Source organism: uncultured Devosia sp., assembly GCF_913055165.1.
Classification (GTDB): domain Bacteria; phylum Pseudomonadota; class Alphaproteobacteria; order Rhizobiales; family Devosiaceae; genus Devosia.
In genome coordinates, this window is record NZ_CAJXJS010000007.1 from 58,687 (window position 1) to 78,584 (window position 19,898).

The 19,898-nt window shown below is 61.5% G+C and carries 24 protein-coding genes and 2 tRNA genes; 11 read left to right on the forward strand and 15 right to left on the reverse strand.

Annotation, left to right across the window (positions count from 1 at the left end; genetic code table 11):
• Positions 1–106: 106 nt before the first annotated feature.
• The 11 genes from QZ564_RS04325 to QZ564_RS04375 form a co-directional block, all read right to left on the reverse strand.
• Positions 107–730 (reverse strand): hypothetical protein, encoded by a 624-nt coding sequence (locus tag QZ564_RS04325; protein ID WP_297105184.1) that lies wholly within the window; start codon positions 728–730, stop codon positions 107–109.
• Complete coding sequence (locus tag QZ564_RS04330) at positions 727–1,419, reverse strand: DUF1376 domain-containing protein (protein ID WP_297105188.1); 693 nt, start codon at positions 1,417–1,419, stop codon at positions 727–729. Before QZ564_RS04330 ends, QZ564_RS04325 begins: the two co-directional genes overlap by 4 nt.
• Positions 1,416–2,867 (reverse strand): replicative DNA helicase, encoded by a 1,452-nt coding sequence (locus QZ564_RS04335; RefSeq protein ID WP_297105191.1) that lies wholly within the window; start codon positions 2,865–2,867, stop codon positions 1,416–1,418. Before QZ564_RS04335 ends, QZ564_RS04330 begins: the two co-directional genes overlap by 4 nt.
• The gene (locus QZ564_RS04340) at positions 2,864–4,561 is read right to left on the reverse strand and encodes a DEAD/DEAH box helicase (protein WP_297105194.1); all 1,698 of its coding nucleotides are present in this window, start codon (positions 4,559–4,561) and stop codon (positions 2,864–2,866) included. The genes QZ564_RS04335 and QZ564_RS04340 overlap by 4 nt, the downstream gene beginning before the upstream one ends.
• 199 nt (positions 4,562–4,760) lie before the next feature.
• Positions 4,761–5,192, reverse strand: a complete 432-nt coding sequence (locus tag QZ564_RS04345; RefSeq protein ID WP_297105197.1) for a hypothetical protein — start codon at positions 5,190–5,192, stop codon at positions 4,761–4,763.
• A complete protein-coding gene (locus QZ564_RS04350; protein ID WP_297105200.1) occupies positions 5,185–5,616 on the reverse strand; it encodes a hypothetical protein in 432 nt (143 codons plus the stop codon). Before QZ564_RS04350 ends, QZ564_RS04345 begins: the two co-directional genes overlap by 8 nt.
• A complete protein-coding gene (locus QZ564_RS04355; protein WP_297105202.1) occupies positions 5,613–8,129 on the reverse strand; it encodes a DNA methyltransferase in 2,517 nt (838 codons plus the stop codon). The genes QZ564_RS04350 and QZ564_RS04355 overlap by 4 nt, the downstream gene beginning before the upstream one ends.
• A complete protein-coding gene (locus QZ564_RS04360; RefSeq protein WP_297105204.1) occupies positions 8,126–8,350 on the reverse strand; it encodes a hypothetical protein in 225 nt (74 codons plus the stop codon). Before QZ564_RS04360 ends, QZ564_RS04355 begins: the two co-directional genes overlap by 4 nt.
• Complete coding sequence (locus QZ564_RS04365; protein WP_297105208.1) at positions 8,347–8,577, reverse strand: hypothetical protein; 231 nt, start codon at positions 8,575–8,577, stop codon at positions 8,347–8,349. The genes QZ564_RS04360 and QZ564_RS04365 overlap by 4 nt, the downstream gene beginning before the upstream one ends.
• Positions 8,574–11,393 carry an MT-A70 family methyltransferase gene (locus QZ564_RS04370; protein ID WP_297105211.1) on the reverse strand — a complete coding sequence of 940 codons (2,820 nt, stop codon included), beginning with the start codon at positions 11,391–11,393 and terminating at the stop codon, positions 8,574–8,576. Before QZ564_RS04370 ends, QZ564_RS04365 begins: the two co-directional genes overlap by 4 nt.
• A gap of 259 nt (positions 11,394–11,652) precedes the next feature.
• Positions 11,653–12,129 (reverse strand): hypothetical protein, encoded by a 477-nt coding sequence (locus QZ564_RS04375; RefSeq protein ID WP_297105213.1) that lies wholly within the window; start codon positions 12,127–12,129, stop codon positions 11,653–11,655.
• Positions 12,130–12,179: 50 nt separating this feature from the next.
• On the opposite strand from QZ564_RS04375, the gene QZ564_RS04380 reads away from it, so the two are divergent.
• Complete coding sequence (locus QZ564_RS04380) at positions 12,180–12,482, forward strand: hypothetical protein (protein ID WP_297105218.1); 303 nt, start codon at positions 12,180–12,182, stop codon at positions 12,480–12,482.
• Between the two features lie 8 nt (positions 12,483–12,490).
• Here the strand turns inward: QZ564_RS04380 and QZ564_RS19190 are convergent, their stop codons facing one another.
• Positions 12,491–12,730, reverse strand: a complete 240-nt coding sequence (locus QZ564_RS19190) for a YdaS family helix-turn-helix protein (protein WP_363311541.1) — start codon at positions 12,728–12,730, stop codon at positions 12,491–12,493.
• Positions 12,731–12,825: 95 nt separating this feature from the next.
• On the opposite strand from QZ564_RS19190, the gene QZ564_RS04385 reads away from it, so the two are divergent.
• The 9 genes from QZ564_RS04385 (at position 12,826) to QZ564_RS04420 (ending at position 18,028) form a co-directional block, all read left to right on the forward strand.
• Positions 12,826–13,617, forward strand: coding sequence for a LexA family transcriptional regulator (locus QZ564_RS04385; RefSeq protein WP_297105221.1), 792 nt, complete (start codon positions 12,826–12,828; stop codon positions 13,615–13,617).
• Between the two features lie 90 nt (positions 13,618–13,707).
• The gene (locus QZ564_RS04390; protein WP_297105223.1) at positions 13,708–14,127 is read left to right on the forward strand and encodes a hypothetical protein; all 420 of its coding nucleotides are present in this window, start codon (positions 13,708–13,710) and stop codon (positions 14,125–14,127) included.
• 157 nt (positions 14,128–14,284) lie between these two features.
• On the forward strand, positions 14,285–14,488 hold the full coding sequence (locus tag QZ564_RS04395; protein ID WP_297105226.1) for a hypothetical protein: 204 nt from the start codon (positions 14,285–14,287) through the stop codon (positions 14,486–14,488).
• Positions 14,485–14,613 carry a hypothetical protein gene (locus tag QZ564_RS04400; protein ID WP_297105229.1) on the forward strand — a complete coding sequence of 43 codons (129 nt, stop codon included), beginning with the start codon at positions 14,485–14,487 and terminating at the stop codon, positions 14,611–14,613. Before QZ564_RS04395 ends, QZ564_RS04400 begins: the two co-directional genes overlap by 4 nt.
• Complete coding sequence (locus QZ564_RS04405) at positions 14,610–15,245, forward strand: hypothetical protein (protein ID WP_297105232.1); 636 nt, start codon at positions 14,610–14,612, stop codon at positions 15,243–15,245. The genes QZ564_RS04400 and QZ564_RS04405 overlap by 4 nt, the downstream gene beginning before the upstream one ends.
• Positions 15,242–15,733 (forward strand): hypothetical protein, encoded by a 492-nt coding sequence (locus tag QZ564_RS04410; RefSeq protein ID WP_297105235.1) that lies wholly within the window; start codon positions 15,242–15,244, stop codon positions 15,731–15,733. The genes QZ564_RS04405 and QZ564_RS04410 overlap by 4 nt, the downstream gene beginning before the upstream one ends.
• Positions 15,730–16,884: a DNA polymerase III subunit beta gene (gene dnaN, locus QZ564_RS04415; protein WP_297105237.1), complete on the forward strand. Its 1,155-nt coding sequence runs from the start codon at positions 15,730–15,732 to the stop codon at positions 16,882–16,884. The genes QZ564_RS04410 and dnaN overlap by 4 nt, the downstream gene beginning before the upstream one ends.
• Positions 16,885–16,886: 2 nt before the next feature.
• A complete protein-coding gene (locus tag QZ564_RS19195) occupies positions 16,887–17,162 on the forward strand; it encodes an excisionase family DNA-binding protein (RefSeq protein WP_363311545.1) in 276 nt (91 codons plus the stop codon).
• Entirely contained in the window at positions 17,048–18,028 is a 981-nt protein-coding gene (locus QZ564_RS04420) for a site-specific integrase (protein WP_363311552.1), read from the forward strand. Before QZ564_RS19195 ends, QZ564_RS04420 begins: the two co-directional genes overlap by 115 nt.
• Before the next feature lie 74 nt (positions 18,029–18,102).
• Here QZ564_RS04420 and QZ564_RS04425 read toward each other — a convergent pair.
• From QZ564_RS04425 to cpdR, 3 genes are all read right to left on the reverse strand, one after another.
• Positions 18,103–18,177: transfer RNA gene (locus tag QZ564_RS04425), tRNA-Val, on the reverse strand.
• 28 nt (positions 18,178–18,205) lie between these two features.
• A tRNA-Val gene (locus QZ564_RS04430) sits at positions 18,206–18,280 on the reverse strand.
• Positions 18,281–18,386: 106 nt separating this feature from the next.
• A complete protein-coding gene (gene cpdR, locus QZ564_RS04435) occupies positions 18,387–18,746 on the reverse strand; it encodes a cell cycle two-component system response regulator CpdR (protein ID WP_046105558.1) in 360 nt (119 codons plus the stop codon).
• Between the two features lie 210 nt (positions 18,747–18,956).
• Here cpdR and QZ564_RS04440 point away from each other — a divergent pair, with 210 nt between their 5' ends.
• The gene (locus QZ564_RS04440) at positions 18,957–19,853 is read left to right on the forward strand and encodes an N-formylglutamate amidohydrolase (RefSeq protein WP_297105255.1); all 897 of its coding nucleotides are present in this window, start codon (positions 18,957–18,959) and stop codon (positions 19,851–19,853) included.
• Positions 19,854–19,898 lie beyond the last annotated feature (45 nt).

A 19,898-nucleotide genomic window follows, 5' to 3' on the forward strand; every position in this document is an offset into this window, starting at 1 on the left:
AGGCGCCAAAACGAAACGCCCCGGCGGTGATGCCGAGGCGTTCGTGATTCCTAATTATCTGTCCCGATATGTGTCAATTTTTTTCTCCAAAGGCAAGTGCCCTTGGTCAACCAGCCTTCGATGCACCTTTTGGGTAGTGGATAACGCTCTCCGCATAGTGGTCCCACGGCCATTGCTGGGCACTTGGCCCTGTCGCCTCGAACTTCGTCAGCAGCGGATTGACCCGTGACTTCAGTGCCACCAGCGTTTCCCACCACCCGGCATAGGCAATCATCATCGCCTCCACCTCCTCATGGGTTAGCCCGACAAACTCGAACTCGAAGCCCATCAGGCCACGCTGCCGCACCTGATCGGCATAGCGCCGCACGACCTTGCCGTTGCCCTTGGTCACCAGTGCATACCGTCCGATGCCATCCTTTCCCCAATCCGGCCGCGATCCTTGCCGACCATGCTGGACCACAAGCGCAACCAGGTCGGAAATCTCCGCATGGCCCCACATTCCCTCAATCGCCGTCCCGATGACCATGGCGTCAGGGTGCGACCATCGAATGCCCTGCGGCGCACTGCTGCTCTGCACCACGGTCCCCATTGCCATCATTCGCGCCAGGGGCGTGGACGAACTCACTCCGGGAAGCCCTCGGCTATCGCCTGTATCCGTCCAAATGCACTGCTTCTCCAAGGCCCAGTTCACCAGCCACTCGATATCCCGTTTTTCCCGCACCGCGCTCAATTCAGCATCTCCAATTTCGTGTTGATCCCCTTCGAAAGCCCAGTGATGTCAGGCCCTTCCCGCGCCAAGGCCCGGTCGAGTTCGGATTGCTCGAATGTCCAGCAGCCATCTCGGCCGCTGACCTGCATTGAGGCTGGGTCAACACCGCGAAGCCGAGCGATGGCGAGGAAACGAGGATCGTCCCGATGCAGCCGGACCTGAGGGCCGCGATGAGCCACGGACGCCGAATTGGAAGCGTCGGGTTTTGCTATCGGTTTGCTAGCTTTTTGCGATCTTTTTTCTTTTTCTTTTTTTATAGTATCTGGAGAATGCTGTAGCAAAACGCTAGCATTTGCTAGACCCTCATCTTTAGATTTCAAGGCCTTAGCGTCGCCACCCTTCGCCCCAGAAGCAGCTCTCCTTTCACTTTTACGCGCGCTTTTTTGGAGCTCTTTTGTCAGGCGATTATGCCAGATTTGGACCCCATCCGTGTCCAGAAATGGCATCAGATCAGGCGCGATTGCCCGCCACTTTTTGACACTCAGGCGCACCACGCGAGCGAGCTTGGCATCCTCCGCCGGCAGCTTTCCGCCAGCGTTCCACATGGCCATCAAAAGGAGCATATAGGCCCCGATCTGCTCGGTGCTGAGATGCAACGTGTCGCCGACAAAGTCGGACACATAGAGCTGCATGAACGGCCGCTCGCTCATGGAATGGGCTCCCCTGAAGTGGAATGTTTGATGTCGGAAAAGCGCGTCAGCCACGCTTCGAAAGCCAGCCGCACGGTGCCTGTCGGGCCATGACGCTGCTTGCCAATGATGACCTCCGCCCGGCCGTGCGCCTGCTCGATCTGGCCCTGCCAGGCGAGGTGTTCGGGCGTACCTTCTTTGGGCTCTTTGAGCCGCAGGTAATATTCCTCACGGAACACAAACAGCACCACGTCGGCGTCCTGCTCGATCGAGCCGCTTTCCCTCAAATCCGCCAGTTGTGGGCGCTTGTCGTCACGGCTCTCCACCTGGCGGCTGAGCTGCGACAAGGCCATCACCGGCACATCCAGCTCCTTGGCCAGAGCCTTGAGCGCCGTGGTGATCTCGGTCAGCTCCTGCACCCGGTTTTGCGGGCCACGGCCGGCAGAACCTGAAAGCAGCTGCAAATAGTCGACGATGATCAGATCAACGCCGGACTGGCGCTTTTGCCGCCGCGCGCGAGCGCAAAGCTGGGCAATGTTCATGCCGCCCGTGTCGTCGATAAAAAGCGGCAGGCGGGTGAGCGCATTGCTAGTGTCGACAATCTTCTGGAACTGATCCTCACGGATCCTGCCCCGCCGAATATCCGACGATGCCACTTCGGCCTGTTCGGAGAGAATGCGCGTCGCCAGCTGCTCGCTGCTCATCTCCAGGCTGAAGAACAACACGCGGCCGCCATCGACCGTCTCTTCGGTGCCATCGGTCTTGAACTGGCTTCGGAACGATGAGGCCACGCGATAGGCGATATTGGTGGCGAGCGAAGTCTTGCCCATGGCCGGCCGCCCCGCCAGGATGATGAGATCGCTGCGCTGCATGCCGCCCATCTGCCTGTCGAGGTCATTCAGGCCCGTGGCGGTGCCGGACAGGTGCCCATCGCGCTGATAGGCCTTTCCAGCCATGTCCACGGCCTTCACAAGGGCCTCACCGAAGCTGTGGACGCCGGTGCCGCTGCCGCCCTTCTCAGCGATCGCGAACAACTCCTTCTCGGCAATTTCGATCAGGTCAGTGCCTGTCTGGTCGCTCCCCGCATCACTAGCCACTGACTTCACCATGTCGGCAAAGGTGAGCAACTGACGCCGCATGGCCAGATACCGGATTTGCGCGCCAAAATCGGGCGCATTGAGAACCGAGACCGCCTCAGATGCCACTCTGGCCAGATAAGCCATCATGGGCAGGTCAGGCGTCAGCTTCTCCGGCAGAAAGGTCTTAAGCGTCACCGGGGTCGCAGCCTTCCCCACCCGGATCAGCGACGCCATGGTCTCAAAAATCTTGCCGTGGATCGGCTCGAAGAAATGCCCCGGATCGAGGAAGTCCGACACGCGCCAATAGGCGTCATTATTGGTCAGCACCGCCCCAAGCAGCGCCTGTTCCAACTCTATATTGTGGGGCGGCAGGGTGGTCTGTTCGGTCACGACGCGGCCGCCTCACTTTCGAAGCGGGCCAAGTAGTTGGCCGCCAGCCGCTTAATCCTGCTATCGTCGCTATGCTGCTGCGTGGTGCCACTGAACGGGTCGGTAATGCCCTGCGATTGGCTCGTTTTGAGCCCCAGCATCTCCATGATGACGGGGTCGGAACCGCCATTGGTGTGGGTGTAAATCGCATCGACCTGCCCACCCTGCCCAGGGCGGCGCAGACGCCCGATGACCTGCTTGTGCACTTGCGGCGACCAGTCCAGCTCGCCAAACACGACGGTCCGGCAGGAGTGTTGCAAGCCGTCGAGACCAGCTCCGGAGCGCAGCGAGATGATCATCACCTTGGCCGTGCCATCCATGAAGGCACGTTTGGCCTTGAGCTTGCCCTTGCCGGTCTCGGTTCCGGTATACATGACCGGAAACAGGTCCCTCAGCTCGCTGAGCCAGATGTCATAGACCTCGCGGTGCCACCCGGCCAGCAGCACCTTCTCGCCACTCTCCACCAACAACCGCACCAGGGCTGCGACGCCGCGCGCCTTGGCGACCCCTGTGACCTGGCGCATGCGGATATCGAGTTCGCGCGCGGCCTGCCCGGACTCCATGAAGCTTCCGTGCAGCACCTTGAGTGCCAGTACTTTGGTCTCTTCCTCGAAATCCGCCGAGGCGGCCTGGTCGAACTCAATATCGTGCACGATCACATTGACCGGCGGCATCTGCCGGCCGACGTCGCTTTCGACATGACGGACGGCAATGGCTTCATCCCTGAGATAGGCGCCAAGGGCATCGGGGTTGCGGACGACCGCATTCGGTCCGCCACCGATGCACCATTCAAGGCAGAACTCGCCATAGGTGCCCAATGCGCCTGGCGCGATCGCTTCCACCACGTTCCAGATTTCGCCGCCGTAGTTGTAGATCGGCGTTGCGGTCAGCCCGATCCGCATCTGGGCATGCTCGCTGAACACCTGCGCCGCGGAACCTTTCGACGTTTCCGTGCCGTGGCGCAGCTCCTGCACCTCGTCGAACACAACGGCCTTGAACACGCCTGTCGCGGCAATATCGACCCATCCGGCGATGTTGGAGTATTTGAACAGGAAGAGATCGGCCTTGGGCAGCTCATAGGGCTTGGTGCCCTTGATGATATGAGCGGTCATGGTGGTGAAGGGCGTGATGTATTCATCCACCCACTGTTCGATCAGATGCGCCTGCACCACGATGGCCGCTGGCACATGGCCACTCGTTGCGATGGCAGCGAGGCTGGAGATGGTCTTGCCCAACCCAACATCATCCATGATCAGCAAGCGCCCCAGGCGCGCGCCTAGGGCGCCATTCTGTGCCTGAAATGGGTAAGGCGCCCGGTCCGGCCGGAAGGCCGGTAATGCCGCCGGAACCCAATCCTCTGCCATGATGCGGCGCACCTCGGCCGCCTGGTCGAGCCCGCGCTGATAGGACTGCTCTAGGCGCTCCCGTGCATCGGATGACATCGCCATGGGAAAGCGCTGCATGAACCAGAGCAGGTCCGCTGCCACGGCCGGATTATCCTTGAGATCGAATTCCCCCGCCCGGGTCTTGGCCACCTGGGCGAACATGGACTTGAACTTCAACGACACATGCGGCGGCAGGCGACGCAACTGCCAGAAACCAGCATCCCACGCGAGATCACCGAAGGTACGGGACGGAACAGCGATTGTTGTCACCCTCGCCTCCACTCTGCTCGTATTGCTTTCACGTGACGCCCTACCGCCGTAACGGACAGGCCCAATGCCGCCGCGCATTCGCGTTGGGTGGCGCATAGATGGGATTTGAAGTAAGACCTGACCGCATCGCGGTTGTCCCTGCCCAGCTGCACCTGGTCCCAGTTTCCGGAACATGCCGCATGTGCGTCTTCAAACAGCTTCACAGCCAGGCCCTCCCCATCGAAACCAGATGGATGGCCCGGCCATTGATTTCCGCCGGCAGGCTCATGGCCCGGCCGGTGACCAGCACTAGCTCGGCGAGCTGCGGGAATTCGCAATAGCGCCGCAACTGCCGATAGATCGCCCGGCGATCACCCTTGACCTTCACCTCGATCCCGATATCGGCAACCATAAGATCGATGCGGTTCTGGGCATCGAGAATGACTTCGCGCACGGCCGGCAGACCAGCCCGTTTCAAGGCGTCAGCGATTTCGGCTTGTGCTTCGCTCTCGACAGCTACCGAGAGCCGCACCGAGCGCAACAACCGGGCAATCTCTGCGCCCGAAGACGCCACGCTCCTGCGCTCCTGTTCTGGCAGCAGGGACGTCGTTTTGCCTAGGGCGGCAGGCTTTGGGATGAAAAGGTCAGCCATGATGCCGCTCCTCTTCCACCCACCCCATCACCTTGAACTTGAGGAAATTTCCGATGCGCGCCGCGACAGAACAATGCTCCGCATTGCGCCCATAGGTCGTGACATGCTCGCCATGCGGCTCTGGGGTGTCGTGGCACCGCCGCGCCACGATGATCACCTGGTCATAACCGTAGCGCTGCGCAATTTCCCTGGCCGCCGCGATCGGGATCGGCTCCATGGTCACCGGGTCCGCCACCGCTCCCAGCTTCATCGCCAGCCGAAGATCGCTGGCCACATCGGCCATCACCGAACGCGACACATCGAGGGTATGATGCGCATCGGCCAGATCATCCTCGGCCACCAGCATCTTCGCGCCGGTTTCGAGCATATCGGCGGCACGACCCATGCTGCGCGTAAGTGCCCGTGCACAATCAAGATCACTCATGCCACCATGTCCCCATCTTCCATGTCCATCAGATCAAACAGCGTCGGCAGCGCCACCTCGCGCTCCCGGCCGGCGAGGTAGCGGACACCATCCGCGAAATAGTCAGGATTAAGCTCTGCCGCCCGGCCGCGACGGCCCATGCCCAGGGCCACCCAGGGCACTGTGAAGAGCCCGCCAAAGGGATCGAAAACCAGATCGCCCTTGTTCGAATAGCGGCGCACCAGGCGCTCGACGATGTCGATCTGGAGCGGGCAGACATGCTTTTCGCGCTTCTTCTGTGTTTGCTGCAGGTTGAGCGTGTTCATGCGGCTGATATCGGTCCAGAGATCACCGCGGGCACTGCCCGGCGCCAGCGACATATATTCCTTGGAGAGCTTGTTCCCCATGGCCTCGCCAGTCGCGACATGCGCCCTGAAATCGTAGATTTGCTGCAGGGTTTGCTGTGGGAAGAGCTTGACCAGCACATCAGGCTTGAGCGCCGCCAGCTCTTGCGGGCTCAGCAGCCGATTGCCCGATGATCGCCAAAAGCTGTGCGCATCGATCTGCCATTCCGAGAGCGAATATTCCGCCGGCGTCTTAACCACGCGCGTGTCGGCATAGGCCTTCGTCCGGTCGGTCGGGAGCTTGCGGAAAATCAGCACATATTCGGGCGAGCCGACGCCCATCTTGGTGCCGTCTTTCAGCATCTCCTTATAGGTCAGCCGATAGGTCTGGTTGTTCTCCCGCACCACATCGGTCTGCACCTGGATCATGCCCATATAGGCAAAGCCATGGGCCATGTAGTGGAACAGCGTCTTGGCATGGAACGGGTTGACCGTGGGCGTGCCATAGCCGGTGACCGAGCCAAAGAGGATACGATCCTTGACATGCACACAGGCCAGCCGGCCGGGCGCCAGGATCCGGAGCAGATGCGGGGTCAGGTGATCCATCTGCTCGAAGAAATGATCATCGCCATCGGTATGGCCGAAGTCATTATAGCTGGGCGTATATTCGAAATGGTTCGAAAAGGGGATCGAGGTCACCACCAGGTCGACGCTGTTGTCATCAATCAGGCCGCATTCTTCGACGCAGTCATTATTGGCGACCAGCCAGCCCTGCCCTGAAGCTTCCACCCGCTCCACCCCGATCGATCGGGTCAGGATATCGGTCATGGTCAGGGTCGAGAGCCCATGCTCCCGGATGATTTGGGTCATGTTCTCCACCATGGTGTTGTGCTGCGCCCATTTGGCTTGCAGGTCCCGCAGCACCTCCCGCTCGCTTTCGGCATAGATGATGTGGATTTCGACCGGCTGGCTCTGGAGGAAGCGCTGAATGCGGTGGACCGCCTGAATGAAGTCGTTGAACTTAAAGCCGATGCCCAAGAACACGGCCTTGTGGCAATGCCGCTGGAAATTGCAGCCGGACCCGGCAATCACCGGCTTGGCCGAAAGGATGCGGAACCGCCCTTCGGAAAAATCGATAATGGCCTGCTCGCGGGCGTCCAGGTCCTGAGTGCCATAGACCGACACCGCCTCCGGCACGGCGGCGGAGATCGCCCGGCGCTCATCTTCCAGATCGTGCCAGAGAATGAAGTGATCCTTGGGCGCAGCGCCCACGATCTCGACCATTTTGGCCACGCGCGTCATGAGCGTGTCGCGCTTCTCCCGCGCTGCATCGACAACGCCGGTGACACTGTCGCGCATCAGCCGCATCTGCCCATCGCGGTCCACACCGCCATCGGCCAAATTGGTCTGCACCTCGTGATAGACCACATTGAGCGGGGGCAGCTCATAGCCCTCATCGGAAAAGCCGAGGTCGGATGGCTTCTGCAGCATCACGGCCCAGCTGTTGAGCCAGAGCCAGAACTCCTTTTCCTTGTGCGGATAGAGCGTGAGATTGTTCGCCTTGGTGGAATCCCGCTGGAAGAAGCGGGTCAGGGCCTGCCCTGTGTCCATGATGCCCAGGAACCCGCCATAATGGATCAGTTCCTTGTAGCGGTTGGGCGAGGGCGTGGCCGTCGCCACAAAGCGGAACCGCACCCCATCGAACAATGACAGGAAGGTCTGATAGGTCTTGGACCCGAAAGAGCGCAGCACGCTGGCTTCATCGAGCGACACCACCGTGAACAGGTTCGGGTCCAGCTTGCCGTCCCGCACTGTTTCGTAATTGGTCAGGTAGATGCCATCGAAATCCGGATCGAGCTCTTCGGCCGAGCGGATGAAGCGCGTTTCGATGCCCAGCATGGCGGCATCGCGCTTGAATTCCTGGCGCACCCCGAGCGGGCAGATGATCAGCCCCATGCCACCGGCAAATTTGCGAATCAGCCGCACGGTTTCGAGTTGGGTGACCGACTTGCCCAGGCCAAAGGCCATGAACATGCCCCGCCTGCCGCCGCGCACCGCCCATTGCACAATGGCCCGCTGATGTCCTTTGAGAATGGGATGGATATCGTCCAGAGCCACCTCGAAGCCGATCGAAGGCGCCATGCGCACCTTGGCTTCCAGGAATTGCCGATAGGAGGGTATGGCGTTCATGGCCGCACCTCTCCACCACAGAAGGTCGGTTTGCCGGCATAGGGAACGCGCCGGGTCACCTTGACCGGCACGGTCGCCAGCTCGCAGAGCGCGTCGGCATCCACCGGCTCATCGGCATGAGGCACCCGCACGACCTGCGCGCCGCAGCGCTCGGCCAAAGCGAGGAGCCAATCCACATGCGGGCCATGGTGATGGGCGCCAAGGGTGATGATCTGGCTCATAGGGCCTCCCTGTGAATGCGGTGCCGCTCATCGGGACGCCCGTCTTCGAACAGACACTGCCGCTCGAAATTCTCAATCTTCTCCTTGAGTTGGGCGACCTGCTCCCGGGTGAAGGGAATGTCAGGGTGCCCGGCAAAGCCGACCTCAAGGAAGGCCACGCCATTGGGGCAAAACACCGCCATGGCGGTGACTTCCGGCTCTCGGATATGGGGAAGCGGTCGCGTCATTCTGCGGCCTCCGCGCCATAACGGCGCTGCGCTTCGTGCATGCGCGCGATCGAGGTCAGCTTGAGACGGTTCGCCCAGGTCTTGATCGTGCCCTTGGGGTGACCAAGGTCCGCTTCCAACTGCGCCAGTGGCACTTTGGCGGCATATGCAGCGCGCATCACCGGCTCGGCTGTCGACTGATGCAGCTTACCCTTGAGATGGGAGACCTTTTCCAACTCAGCGATGTAATCGCTGCTCACACTTTTTTCCTCAGTGTGAACGCTGCTCACACCGGGCTTGGTGTCGGGAGTTACAACATTGACCAGACCATCATGAGTGGCGCGGCTGATCACGTCCTGCAAAAGTTCGGCCGTGCTCCAGCCTCGCTGCGTCAGATCAATGCGGCCATTGTCCCGATAGAGGTCACCCACCTTGAGCGCATTATCGACCACTGGGCCACTGATCTGCTTGCCACCAGCGATCGCTTTGAGGACCTTGAACTCCAACAACTCGGCCGGCGTCACGTAGGTCTTGTCCGGGTCGGCCATGGTGTCCGGCCAGCCCGGCCGAGGGTCTTCTTGAACATCGCGATTTATAGGGAGAATGCCGCGCTCCGCCTCGCCCCCTGCGACGTACATCCAGGCGGTGGCGGCACCGTTGTGTCCACGAAACACATAGCCGCCCTCTGCCGGGAAGTCATTGACCGGCTCTGCGGCGACAGGAACACCATCCTTGTAGCGAAAGGCGAAGATCGGCGTGTAGAAGTGCCGGCTCTCCGGCCATTTGCGCTTCTTGATGTCGAACTGGCGAAGCTCGGCCAGCCAGGCGTCATGGTCATCCCGAAGCTGCTCAGCTGTGATTTCACCAATCGCCCAGTTCTGAGGCAGGACCACGCCGCGCTCAACAGGAGCGATGGCTCGCTCACCATCAGGGTCGAGACGATAGGCCCGCATGGGCATCATCAGCCCGCGTTGCGCCGCTCGATTGGAACTGTCTTTGCGGTTGCAACAGACTATCGCGGCGCGAATGCAGGCGGCACCGTACTCTTCCATCGACATGCCCAATTCAGCCTGGGCCGAAATTGAGATAAACCCGGTTTCTGAAGGAAACGGCTTGTCCAGATCGACGGCGTGAATGCTGTTACCGTCTCCAACCGTCACAATGGCGCGGACACCCTCCGCCACGGCAATGAAGTGACCCACCTGCCCCCACAATGGGACCGCGCCAGAGGGAGCGACGCCTGCGGCCTTCACCGCCACTGGGCGCTCATTGACCGAGCTGCCGAAATGGGCACCGCCATTGGCTTTGAGCAGTATGGCTTCCATCAGGTCGCGCGCCTGACCGACACCCTCTTCATCCTTCGCCATGAACGCCTTGTGATGTTCATCAATGGCCGCGCCATAGGCTCTCTTGAGTTCGTCGAGATCATCCGACATCGGCTTCATGAGCTCGACCAGCCTGGCGTCGCGGGCCTCGCGCTCGACCTCCCACCTGGACTTCTTTGCCGCCTTAACCTTGGCTGGCTTTTCCGGCCTCGCCTCCTTCCCCTCGCTCTCATTGCCCCACACATCCCAGCCATCGCGCGGGGCACGGGCATTGAGCTCGATCTTGGGCAGGTTGGGGAAATAACCCTCGATCATCCGCGCGAAATATTCCGGCTTGGCGGAATGCTCGCCCGCCACTTCGCGATAGACCGAGGGAAGATTGTCGCCCGGTGCCGGGCAAGGTGGATTGCCACGCGTGGCGATCAGCAGGATTTCGTGATTGACCCGGCTCCAGAAGCCATTGCCCTGCCGGCCGGAAATCTTGTTTTCCTCAGCAGCGTCACCATCCCAGGGCGTTTTGTCCCAGATGTAGTGCGACTTGTAGACAAAGCCGCGTCGCGCAATCAGGTCCAGCGCTTCGGCCAGGAACGGTACCGTGGCCCACATGAAGAGGGCACAATCCGCCGCCGCAATATCGGCCACGGGCAGCTTGCGCAGCTCTTCCAGCGACATGGTCGGGTAGTGATTGTCAGCCGCCCGGTCGAGCCCGGTTTCCCGGCTGCGCGGCTCGAACCGCCAGGCCGGGTCTTCATAGATCACATTGTAGCGCTTGTCCGGCAGCGCCTTCTGTTTGGCGGCGAGCTTGGCTTCCTTTTCGTTGCGCTGCGCCTTCTTGGCGGCATTGCGGATGACAGCCGGCGTCTCTTCCTTGACCAGACGGGCCTGCTCTTCGGCTGGCAGCGCCAGAAGCTTTTCCGCCACCGAGACCGGCAACACGCCCTGATCGACCGCATCGACCAGTTCCGGCGCGCCCTTGTCCTGCACCGCCTTGGCGCTGTTGACCGAGCGCTCGGAAACATTGAGCCGTTCAGCGGCTTCCGCGCGGCTGGTCTTTTCCAGTCCGCCACCCAGGCTGGTCCCTTCCTTCAGGTCGGTTCGCTCACCCCGCTTCATCGTCGCCATGCGCGCCGCCACCGAAGCTCGCTGGCTTTCATTGAGGTGACGCCGGTCGAGGTTGAGATCGAGCACGAAGCTCAACGGATCCTCGCCATCGCTCTCCAGCGATCCGAAGCGCCGGAAATAGGGCGAGGCCTGCCATTCGACGGAATGGTCGATCAGCTGCAGGCCGAGCAGTTCGCGATAGCGATTGCGCCCATCCAGGATCATGCCCTCATGCATGACGATCGGGTGGCGCAGCCCATTATCCCGGATTGACTGGCGGAACGCCACGCGCTCCGGCCCCTCGATCATCGGAAACAAATTCGCCAGCGGGTGATAGCTGAGGGCAGGCTTATAGCGGTTGGCCTGGGCCAGAGCAGATGAAACGGTGGAAACGTCGGTCTGGCCGATCATGAGTGCACCTCGGATGAATGGGAAATGGCTGGACGCTGTTCGCTGCGCCGGGCATCGCGCTCCAGGCGCCATTTGGTGAACCAGGCGTTGTATCCATCGCGGACCGTCTGCGGGATTTGGTCTGGACGGCCGCGCTTCTTGAGCGATGAATATTCCGAGTTTGCCCGGTTCAATCCGCAGCGGCGATCGCTCTCGTCGCAATCCGGCAAGCGACACGACAGGCAAGGGTCAAAAGGGATACGAGGGCGACGTGAACCGCTCATTCCTCGCCTCCCTCGGCATTGAAGGCGGCCTTGGCCTCCAGGAACGCGACCACAGCCTCATCAAACTGCCGGTTGATGTCGGCGCGCTCGGCTGGCGTCACCACGTGATCCGCCAGAGCTGCCCAACCCGCCGATATGGCTTCCGCGCTTTCCTTGGCCGATTGAATCAGCCCTTCGACCTGTGCGGACTGGGCGTTGACCGATGGCCTTCGCACCAATTCGAAGCCGAGAAATCGCGCTGCTGCCTCGATCAGCCAGGCGCGCCCGCCCGGGCGGCTGAGATTGTAGGCATCGACATCAATGGCGACGTCGAGCGGCACCGCCCGGTTCTCGATTTCGAGATTGACGTAGTCGGAAAAAGTCGCGACCCGGTCGATGCGCGAAATGGTCGAGCAGGCCAGATTTCCTCCAGCGCGCTTGAAGGCAATATCGGCAATGCCCTTGAGCTCGTCACGCTGCAACCGGGTCAGCATGGCGGTTGTCCTGGGACAGAGCCAAACAAGCCAGGCGAGTCACCGCTGGCATGAGTCACTTTCGCCGCGGCCTGACACATGACCAGCCCGCCGACCTCCTGCAAATTTGCAGCAAGTTCGACGGCGCAAGGGAAAACCCGATGACCGACAAAGACGACATCTCGCCCCACCTGGTGGCGCTCAATGCCACTCTGGTTGAAGCTCGAAAAAAGGCGGAGAGCGCCCGCGCGAAACAGACCGGACCGTCTCTGGCTTCGCGCGGGACGCCTCCTGTCGCGGCCAGTTGTGAGGACCGCGACTTTGGCGACGCCCAGGGAGGAGAAGAAGCGCGCCAAAGGGAAGTTGGTGAGTGAGGAACAGCTCATGGCTGGTCCACCGTTTGTGGGGGTTCCACGAATATTCTGGACAGATCAGGCCGAAGATCGTGCCGCGATATTCCGGTGGCCCTCTCAACTTCGACGATGCGATCCGCAGGTATGGGGACCGAACCATCTTCCCAACGCATGAGCGTTGACTTGTTCACGCCCAAGCGACTGCTGAGCGCCTCAAGCGTCAGCCCTTCACTCTGTCGATGTGCACGTAGAGGCGAAATCTGTTCCATGGCGGACAGTAGTTGCGCATCACGCAACTTTCGTCAAGTCAAAGTTGCGCACCGCGCTAACGACTGCAAAGCCAAGTCACATTAGGTTGCGGATCATGCAACGGAACAAATCAAAAACGCGACGGCGCCAACATTTCTTGCCAGAGTGGTGTGAGAGCTTTGGCTTCTCGCCCGGCGACCTTATCAAGGCAACTGAGGCCGATAAAAGCGTTGTATCCCGCTGGCTGGGCGAGAGGCGATCGGAGCCCACCCCCGAGTACTTGGACAAACTTGGCAAATTGTTCGGGGTGTCGCCCGACAGGCTTTACTCCCTTCCACCTGAGGTCCATGAACTCCAGCGCGTACCCGACGCAGACGATGTGTGGCCCACGCCGCACGGCGATGACGATGGTGCGGCGTTTGTTGACGGGAGAGTGGTGTACCGAGGCATAGTGCCAGGCAGCACTCCAGAGACGACCGCTGCCGGAGGCATGGGTTACGGCAAGCTCGACGGAGCGGTCGCGCGCGTCCAGACGCACGGCATCGCCACCGGGCACCCCGTGGCAGCGGAATGGGTGATCCCACCATCTTTTTTGCGGCACAGCCTGGGCGGACAACCAGAAACGACCATCATAGTTCCCGTGATCGGCCACAGCATGGAGCCGCGCTTGTACGAGGGCGATCGGGTCATTGTGGACGTTTCACAGAGCAACTGGGTCGCCGACGCCATTTACGCGATCGCGTTCGGCGACGAGAACTTCCAGGTCAAAACCATCAAAATGGATCGCAAATCCAAGCCACCGGTGTACCGGATAATATCCGAGGCTACTCCTGGGGACGAAGAGCGGCTCCTGGCCGAGGACTTCAGGATTGTCGGCCGGGTTGTTGGCCGCATAAGTCGCCCCTAACGCATTCAGGTTGCGCATCGCGCAACCTTCGCTTGACTTTAGTTGCGCACTACGCAACCATGCTCCCCAGTTTCATCACTGGAGGGCATCATGCACCTGTCCGCTTCCGACAACGTCATTCCACTTGATCCGGCCGAGCCGGGCATCCACCCGATCGCCGCGAAGATGCGCGACATCATTCTGGGCAAGGCCGCCGATGGCGAGCCAACCACCGAGGATGACCTCGCCGATTTCACCATCGCCGACATCAAGACCCATTTCCCGGCCGCCCGCGCCGCCGCCAACAAGATTGTCGTGCGTCAGGTCGATGATCCGCGCGGCTTTGAAACCCGTCAGCAGCTTCTGAGCCGGGCCACCGAATGCCTTCTGCGGCGCATGCCAGGCACGGAAAGCATGCGTCAGGCCCTGAGCGCCATGGGTCTGCACAAGGGCGAGATTGACGATCTCTGGCCCGACCTCATGCCCACCCTGGCCGACGCCTTTCTGCGCATGCAGGGTCAGGTGCATTGATGGCTGACACCGACGCAAAGCGCCGCACAGGCAGTCGCACACAGAAGCGGAGCCGCTCCGGCGCCCACCATCCCTGCCCCCACTGCGGCAAGCGTGTCCGGACAGCGAAAGCTGTCGAACAACACATCGCCGATATCCACCCCGAGGAGGTCGCGTGATGAACGCCACCCTCTCCAGCTTCGACCAGGACAGCGAAGCCATGGCCACCGAGCTGATCGAAAAGATCGGTCGCGTGATCGATCTGGCCCATGCCTGTGCCGACCACAGCCTGGAAAATGCGGCGATCATTATCGAGGGCCGCGAAGCCCTGGACGAGGTCGCTGCCTTCTTTGAGGTCGATCCACCCGGGAGCGCATCATGAACCCGGGCGGCATCATTTGGCGCGCCGCCAATTGGCTGGCGCGGGGCCAAAACGCCTTTGTGCCCCTGATTTTCACCCTTGTGCCACCGCTGCTGGCCATCACCATGATGGGATTTTTCCGATGAGCGCCCACCCTTTTGGCCAGACAGCCCAGGCCGACTTCCGTTTCTGGACCTTCACCGCCTCCGGCCGTCCCTTCGATTTTGTCGACCCCCAGCCGGACATGATCGATGCCCGCGCCCTGGCGCATCAGCTGTCCGGCGAGGGCCGCTGGTCCAACAATACTTTCTTTCCCCTGTCTGTCGCCCAGCACTCACTGATCGTCGCCAGGGCCATGCCCCGGCCGGAATGGCGCATCTATGGCCTGTTGCATGACGCGGCGGAAGCTTTCACCCGTGATTGGCCCACACCGCTCAAGGACCTCGCCCTGATGGGCGCGCCCGGCTATGGCGGCGGCTTCGATATTCGCGCGGTGGAACGGCGCATTCTCGAACAGGCGGTCTATCCACTGTTCGAGCTGCCCAATCCCAGCGCCGAGATCGCCCAGGCCGTCGATATCGCCGACGCCCGCGCCCTCGCCACCGAGTATCGCGATGCGGTCCAGGGCAAGGGGCCGGAATGGATACCGCCGGCTGAACCCCTGCCCGGCAAGCCGATCAAGTTCCGCAAGCGCGACGATGTCGAGCAGGACATGCTCAACGCAATCTTTGCCATGGTGCGCGACGCCCACCGCGCTGGCCTCAGGAGGGCGGCATGAACCACGAAAAGCCTGCGGCCACGATACGGCCCTGCCCATTGTGCAAAGCGCACCTTGAGCCCGCTGACGGCATTTCGACAAGAACGCAGCGGACCTTCGTTCATCCGGACAACGGTTGCTGGCTGGTCGGCCTCGTGCGGATCACCATCTCCGATCACGCTAGAGACCACGAGCGCGAGCGCCTGGCCCTGTGGAATGAACGGCCGGATTGGCTGCGGGAAACCACAGACGATGAATTTGCCAATGAATTGCAGCGTCGCATCCAAACCGGTGCAATCAACATCGACGATTGGGTCGAGCCCGAACCGTGGGATGGCTTACTCCACCTGACATACGCCGGCGAGGTCGATATCGACCTAACCGCGCTTGATGAGGCGATCGTCCGCTTGCAGCGCAAGCAGCCCCGAGAGGCCCTCTACCAGCTCGAAAAGGCCATGGACGGCAGACTGAGCGGCCTTGCCGATCTCAAGCCGGAGGATCTTGCATGACCATTATTGTCCCCCGCCAGCTGGCCGAGGCTGTGAGCAAGCTTGGGCATGCCATCGAGCGCAGCAGCCCCAACCCCATGCTCGGCTTCATCCATATTGCGGCCGGCAACGACAAGATGGAACTGGTCGCGACCGATCTCGACATCCGCCTCAACACCTGGATCGATTGCGAGGGCGAGCTTGGGCCGATCTGCGTCGATGCCGCCCGTCTGAGTGCGGCGCTCAAGGCCATCAAGGATCGCGGCGAAGCCCGGCTCGAAGCTATCGCCGGCAGCGGACCCAATTCCGATGTGCTGCGCGTGACCTCCGGCCGGTCAGAATTCAATCTGCCCACACTGCCGGCAGAAGGCTTTCCGATGCTCCAGGAGCCGTCCGAGGCCGAAGAGTTCGTCCTGTCCGGCCCAGCCTTCCGGCAGTGCCTTGCCGCCGCCCTGGTGTCGGTTTCCAGCGAAGAGACGCGCTACTATCTCTGCGGTGTCGCCATGCAGCCAGGCGATCTGGCGGATGCCAAAAGCCCTGATCACCTGGTCTTCATCTCGACCGATGGCCACAAGGGCATGGCGCGCCATATGGCAGCGCCCGATCTGCCGGCCATTCCCTCGATCATCATCCCCACCAAGACCGTCCAGGTGATCGGCAAGGTCTTCGACAAGACAGAGACCTTGACCCTGAGCGTCGGCACCTCGGGGCATCGCATGCGCGTCAATGGTGGCACAACGGAAATGGTCACCAAGCTGATCGAGGGCACTTTCCCCGATTGGCGCCGGGTCATGCCCGGCCGTGAACCTGTCTTGGCCTATGACGCCAAGAGCCTGGCCGCCAGCGTCGAGACAGCCGCGGCTGTCACCGGAACGCCGGTGTCGAAGCAGGGAAAGCCGGTCAAGCTGACCTTCTCCAAAGGCGAAACCGAGCTGACCACGACAGACCTCGATAACCCCACCTTCTCCGGCAAGGACATCTGCGCCCACCAGGACCTGACCCCGGTTCCGGTCGACATCATCGGGATGAACTACAAATATCTCATCGAGATGATCGCGGCCCTGGATTGCGAAACCGTCGAGATGTGCATCACCGAGGCGGGCGGGCAAATACTGCTCACGGGCGCTGCCCTCGATGACCGCCGCGCCGTCATCATGCCGATGCGGGTGTGACCATGGATGAACGCCCCTACACCCCCGAGACTTTGGCCGATCGTTGGGGCTGCTCTTCGCAGCATGTGCGTGATCTGGTAGGCAATGGACGCCTGAAGGCCTTCCGGGTCGGCAGGCTGATCCGCATTCCCGCCGCCACCGTGAGAGAATTCGAATGTCCGAAATGCGAGCCAAGCTCTACCGGGGAAGTTGGTACGCCGTCTGGTCAGACGCCACTGGCGCCACGCAGCGACGCTCCCTTCGTACCCACGATCGTGAGGAAGCAGAGCGCCGGCTGATCGACCTGCGTGTAGCCATGGCCGCGCCTCCAGGGGCGACCACCGGCGAAATCGTCCAGGCCTATCTGGACGAAAAGAAGGGCCGGATAGCCGATCACGATCGCCTTGAAAATGGCTGGAAACAAGCAAAGGCCAGCTTCGGCCATCTCCGGCCGGATCAAATCACACGGGAAGTCTGTCGGGAATATGCGCAGCTTCGCCGCCTGCAGGGCGAAGGGAAGCGCGGGCGACCCACAAGCGATGCCACAATTCTCAAGGAATTGAACATCGTCCGCCAGGCGCTCAATTGGCGCGGGGTGCAGGGGGCGGTTTTCGAGGCGCCATCAGCGCCGCCGCCACGCGATCGACATCTGACGAAAGCGGAGTTTCAGAAGTTGCTGGACGCCTGCGGCATGGCGCATGTGCGCCTGTTCATGGTGCTAGCCCTGTCGACGGCCGGCCGCAAATCGGCAATTTTGCAGCTCACCTGGGATCGCGTCGACTTTGACCGGAATCAGATCAGGCTCGCCGTCGTCGGCGAACGGAACCGCAAGGGTCGCGCTCTGGTGCCGATGACCGACCGGCTGCGCTCGGAGTTGCTCAAGGCCAAAGAGGCCGCGCTCACGCCCTATGTCATCGAATATGCCGGCGGTCCGGTTCTCAATATCAAGAAGGGGTTCGCCGCGGCTGTCGAGCGCTCCGGGCTTTCGGACGTAACCCCTCACGACCTCAGACATAGTGCGGCGGTCTGGATGGCCGAAGCTGGCGTGGCGATGGACGAAATTGCCCAGTTCCTTGGCCACACGGATCCTCGGATCACCTACCGCGTCTACGCCCGCTTCAGCCCGGAATACCTCCGCAAGGCGGCTTCCGCCCTCGACTTCTAGTTCAATTGAACCGAGGGGAACTGTCCACACTTGGAAGCGCCAAGATAAAAATCCAGCAATATCATGTGGTTAAATGGTGGGTGCGACAGGGATTGAACCTGTGACCCCTGCCGTGTGAAGGCAGTGCTCTCCCGCTGAGCTACGCACCCGCTGCCCAAGGCAGGGAAGAAAGAGAGATGGTGGGCGTGACAAGGATCGAACTTGTGACCCCTACGATGTCAACGTAGTGCTCTCCCGCTGAGCTACACGCCCATCTCTCCGGGACGGAACGCCCTGCGGCGTCTCCGGTGGCGCGGATAGACCACAATTGTGTGGCCCAGGTCAAGGGGCCTTCCGGCCCCCTGTGAATTTCTTGAGATCAGGCTGCCAGCAGGCGCTCGACCTCGTTGACGAGGTCCTTGAGATGGAAGGGCTTGGAAAGCACCGAGGCGTCCTTGGGGGCGTCGCTGTCGGGGTTGAGTGCCACAGCGGCAAAGCCGGTAATGAACATGACCTTGAGATCGGGATCGAGTTCGGTAGCCCGCCGCGCCAGCTCGATCCCGTCCATCTCCGGCATCACGATATCCGAAAGCAGCAGCGAAAACGGTTCTTCGCGCAGGCGCTCATAGGCGCTCAGTCCATTGTCAAACGACACCACCTCATACCCGGCATTCTTGAGCGCCCGCGTCAGGAACTGGCGCATGTCATTGTCGTCTTCGGCGAGCAGAATTCGCTTCATCAAGGGTCCTCTTGGCAGGGCGGCGCTGAGTCGGTTGCTGCGATGTTTATGCCACCCTGCCGCTTTCGCAACCTTTCACTGCATCCGGCGCGCCCTTTTCCGCGTTGTTCGCACAAATGCAACAATTCTGGACAATCGCGCCGCCGCGCGCGACACTTGTCCTCAGCAAATCACTTCTGGCGGCCTGTACCGCCAAGCGGGGGAGAAGGCGTGCGGTCCGACTATTGGGATCAACCGGCATTCGAAACAGTTCGGCCCCGGCGCCTTGTGGCGCCCGTCGTTTTCAACTCGCCCCATTCCGGGCGCGTCTATCCCGAGCGCTTTCTGGCGATGGCCCGGCTGGATCATCTCTCCATCCGCCAGTCCGAAGATGCCTTTGTCGATGAGCTCTTCGCGCGGGCGCCCCACCTCGGTGCCCCGCTGCTGCGAGCCCATTTCCCCCGGGCCTATCTCGACGTCAATCGTGAGCCCTGGGAGCTGGACCCGACCATGTTCGTCGAGCCGCTTTCGGACCGGTTCAACACCACCTCGCCCCGCGTCGCCGCGGGCCTGGGCACGCTGGCCCGCGTCGTGGCCGAGAACAAGCCCATTTACCGCGAGCGCCTGACACTGGAAGATGCGCGCATGCGGATCGAGGGCATCTATCACCCCTATCATGCGGCACTGCAGAAACTGCTCTCCGAAAGCGTCGCCCGCTTTGGCCTGGCAGTCCTCATCGATTGCCACTCCATGCCGCGGCTGGGGCGTCATGGCGAACGCGCCACGCCCGATATTGTCCTGGGCGATCGCTATGGCACGACCTGCGCTGCGCCGTTGGTCGACCTGGTGGAAACCGTCTTCTCCTCGGCCGGGCTGCGCGTGGCGCGCAACAGGCCCTACGCAGGCGGCTTCTGCACCCGTGCCTATGGCCGCCCGCAACATGGCGTGCATGCCCTGCAGATCGAAATTAGCCGCCACCTCTACATGAACGAGGTGACGCTGGAGAAGAATGCCGGTTTCGAAACTGTCCGGACGCTGATCGAGCAATTGATCCGCACCTTGGTTGGCCTGGATCTGGCAGCCCTGGCCGGAACCACAGCCCTCCCCGAACAGGCAGCGGCGGAATAATACAGTCAAAACAAAGGGGGCCGCCCCCAAAGACGGCCCCAGTCA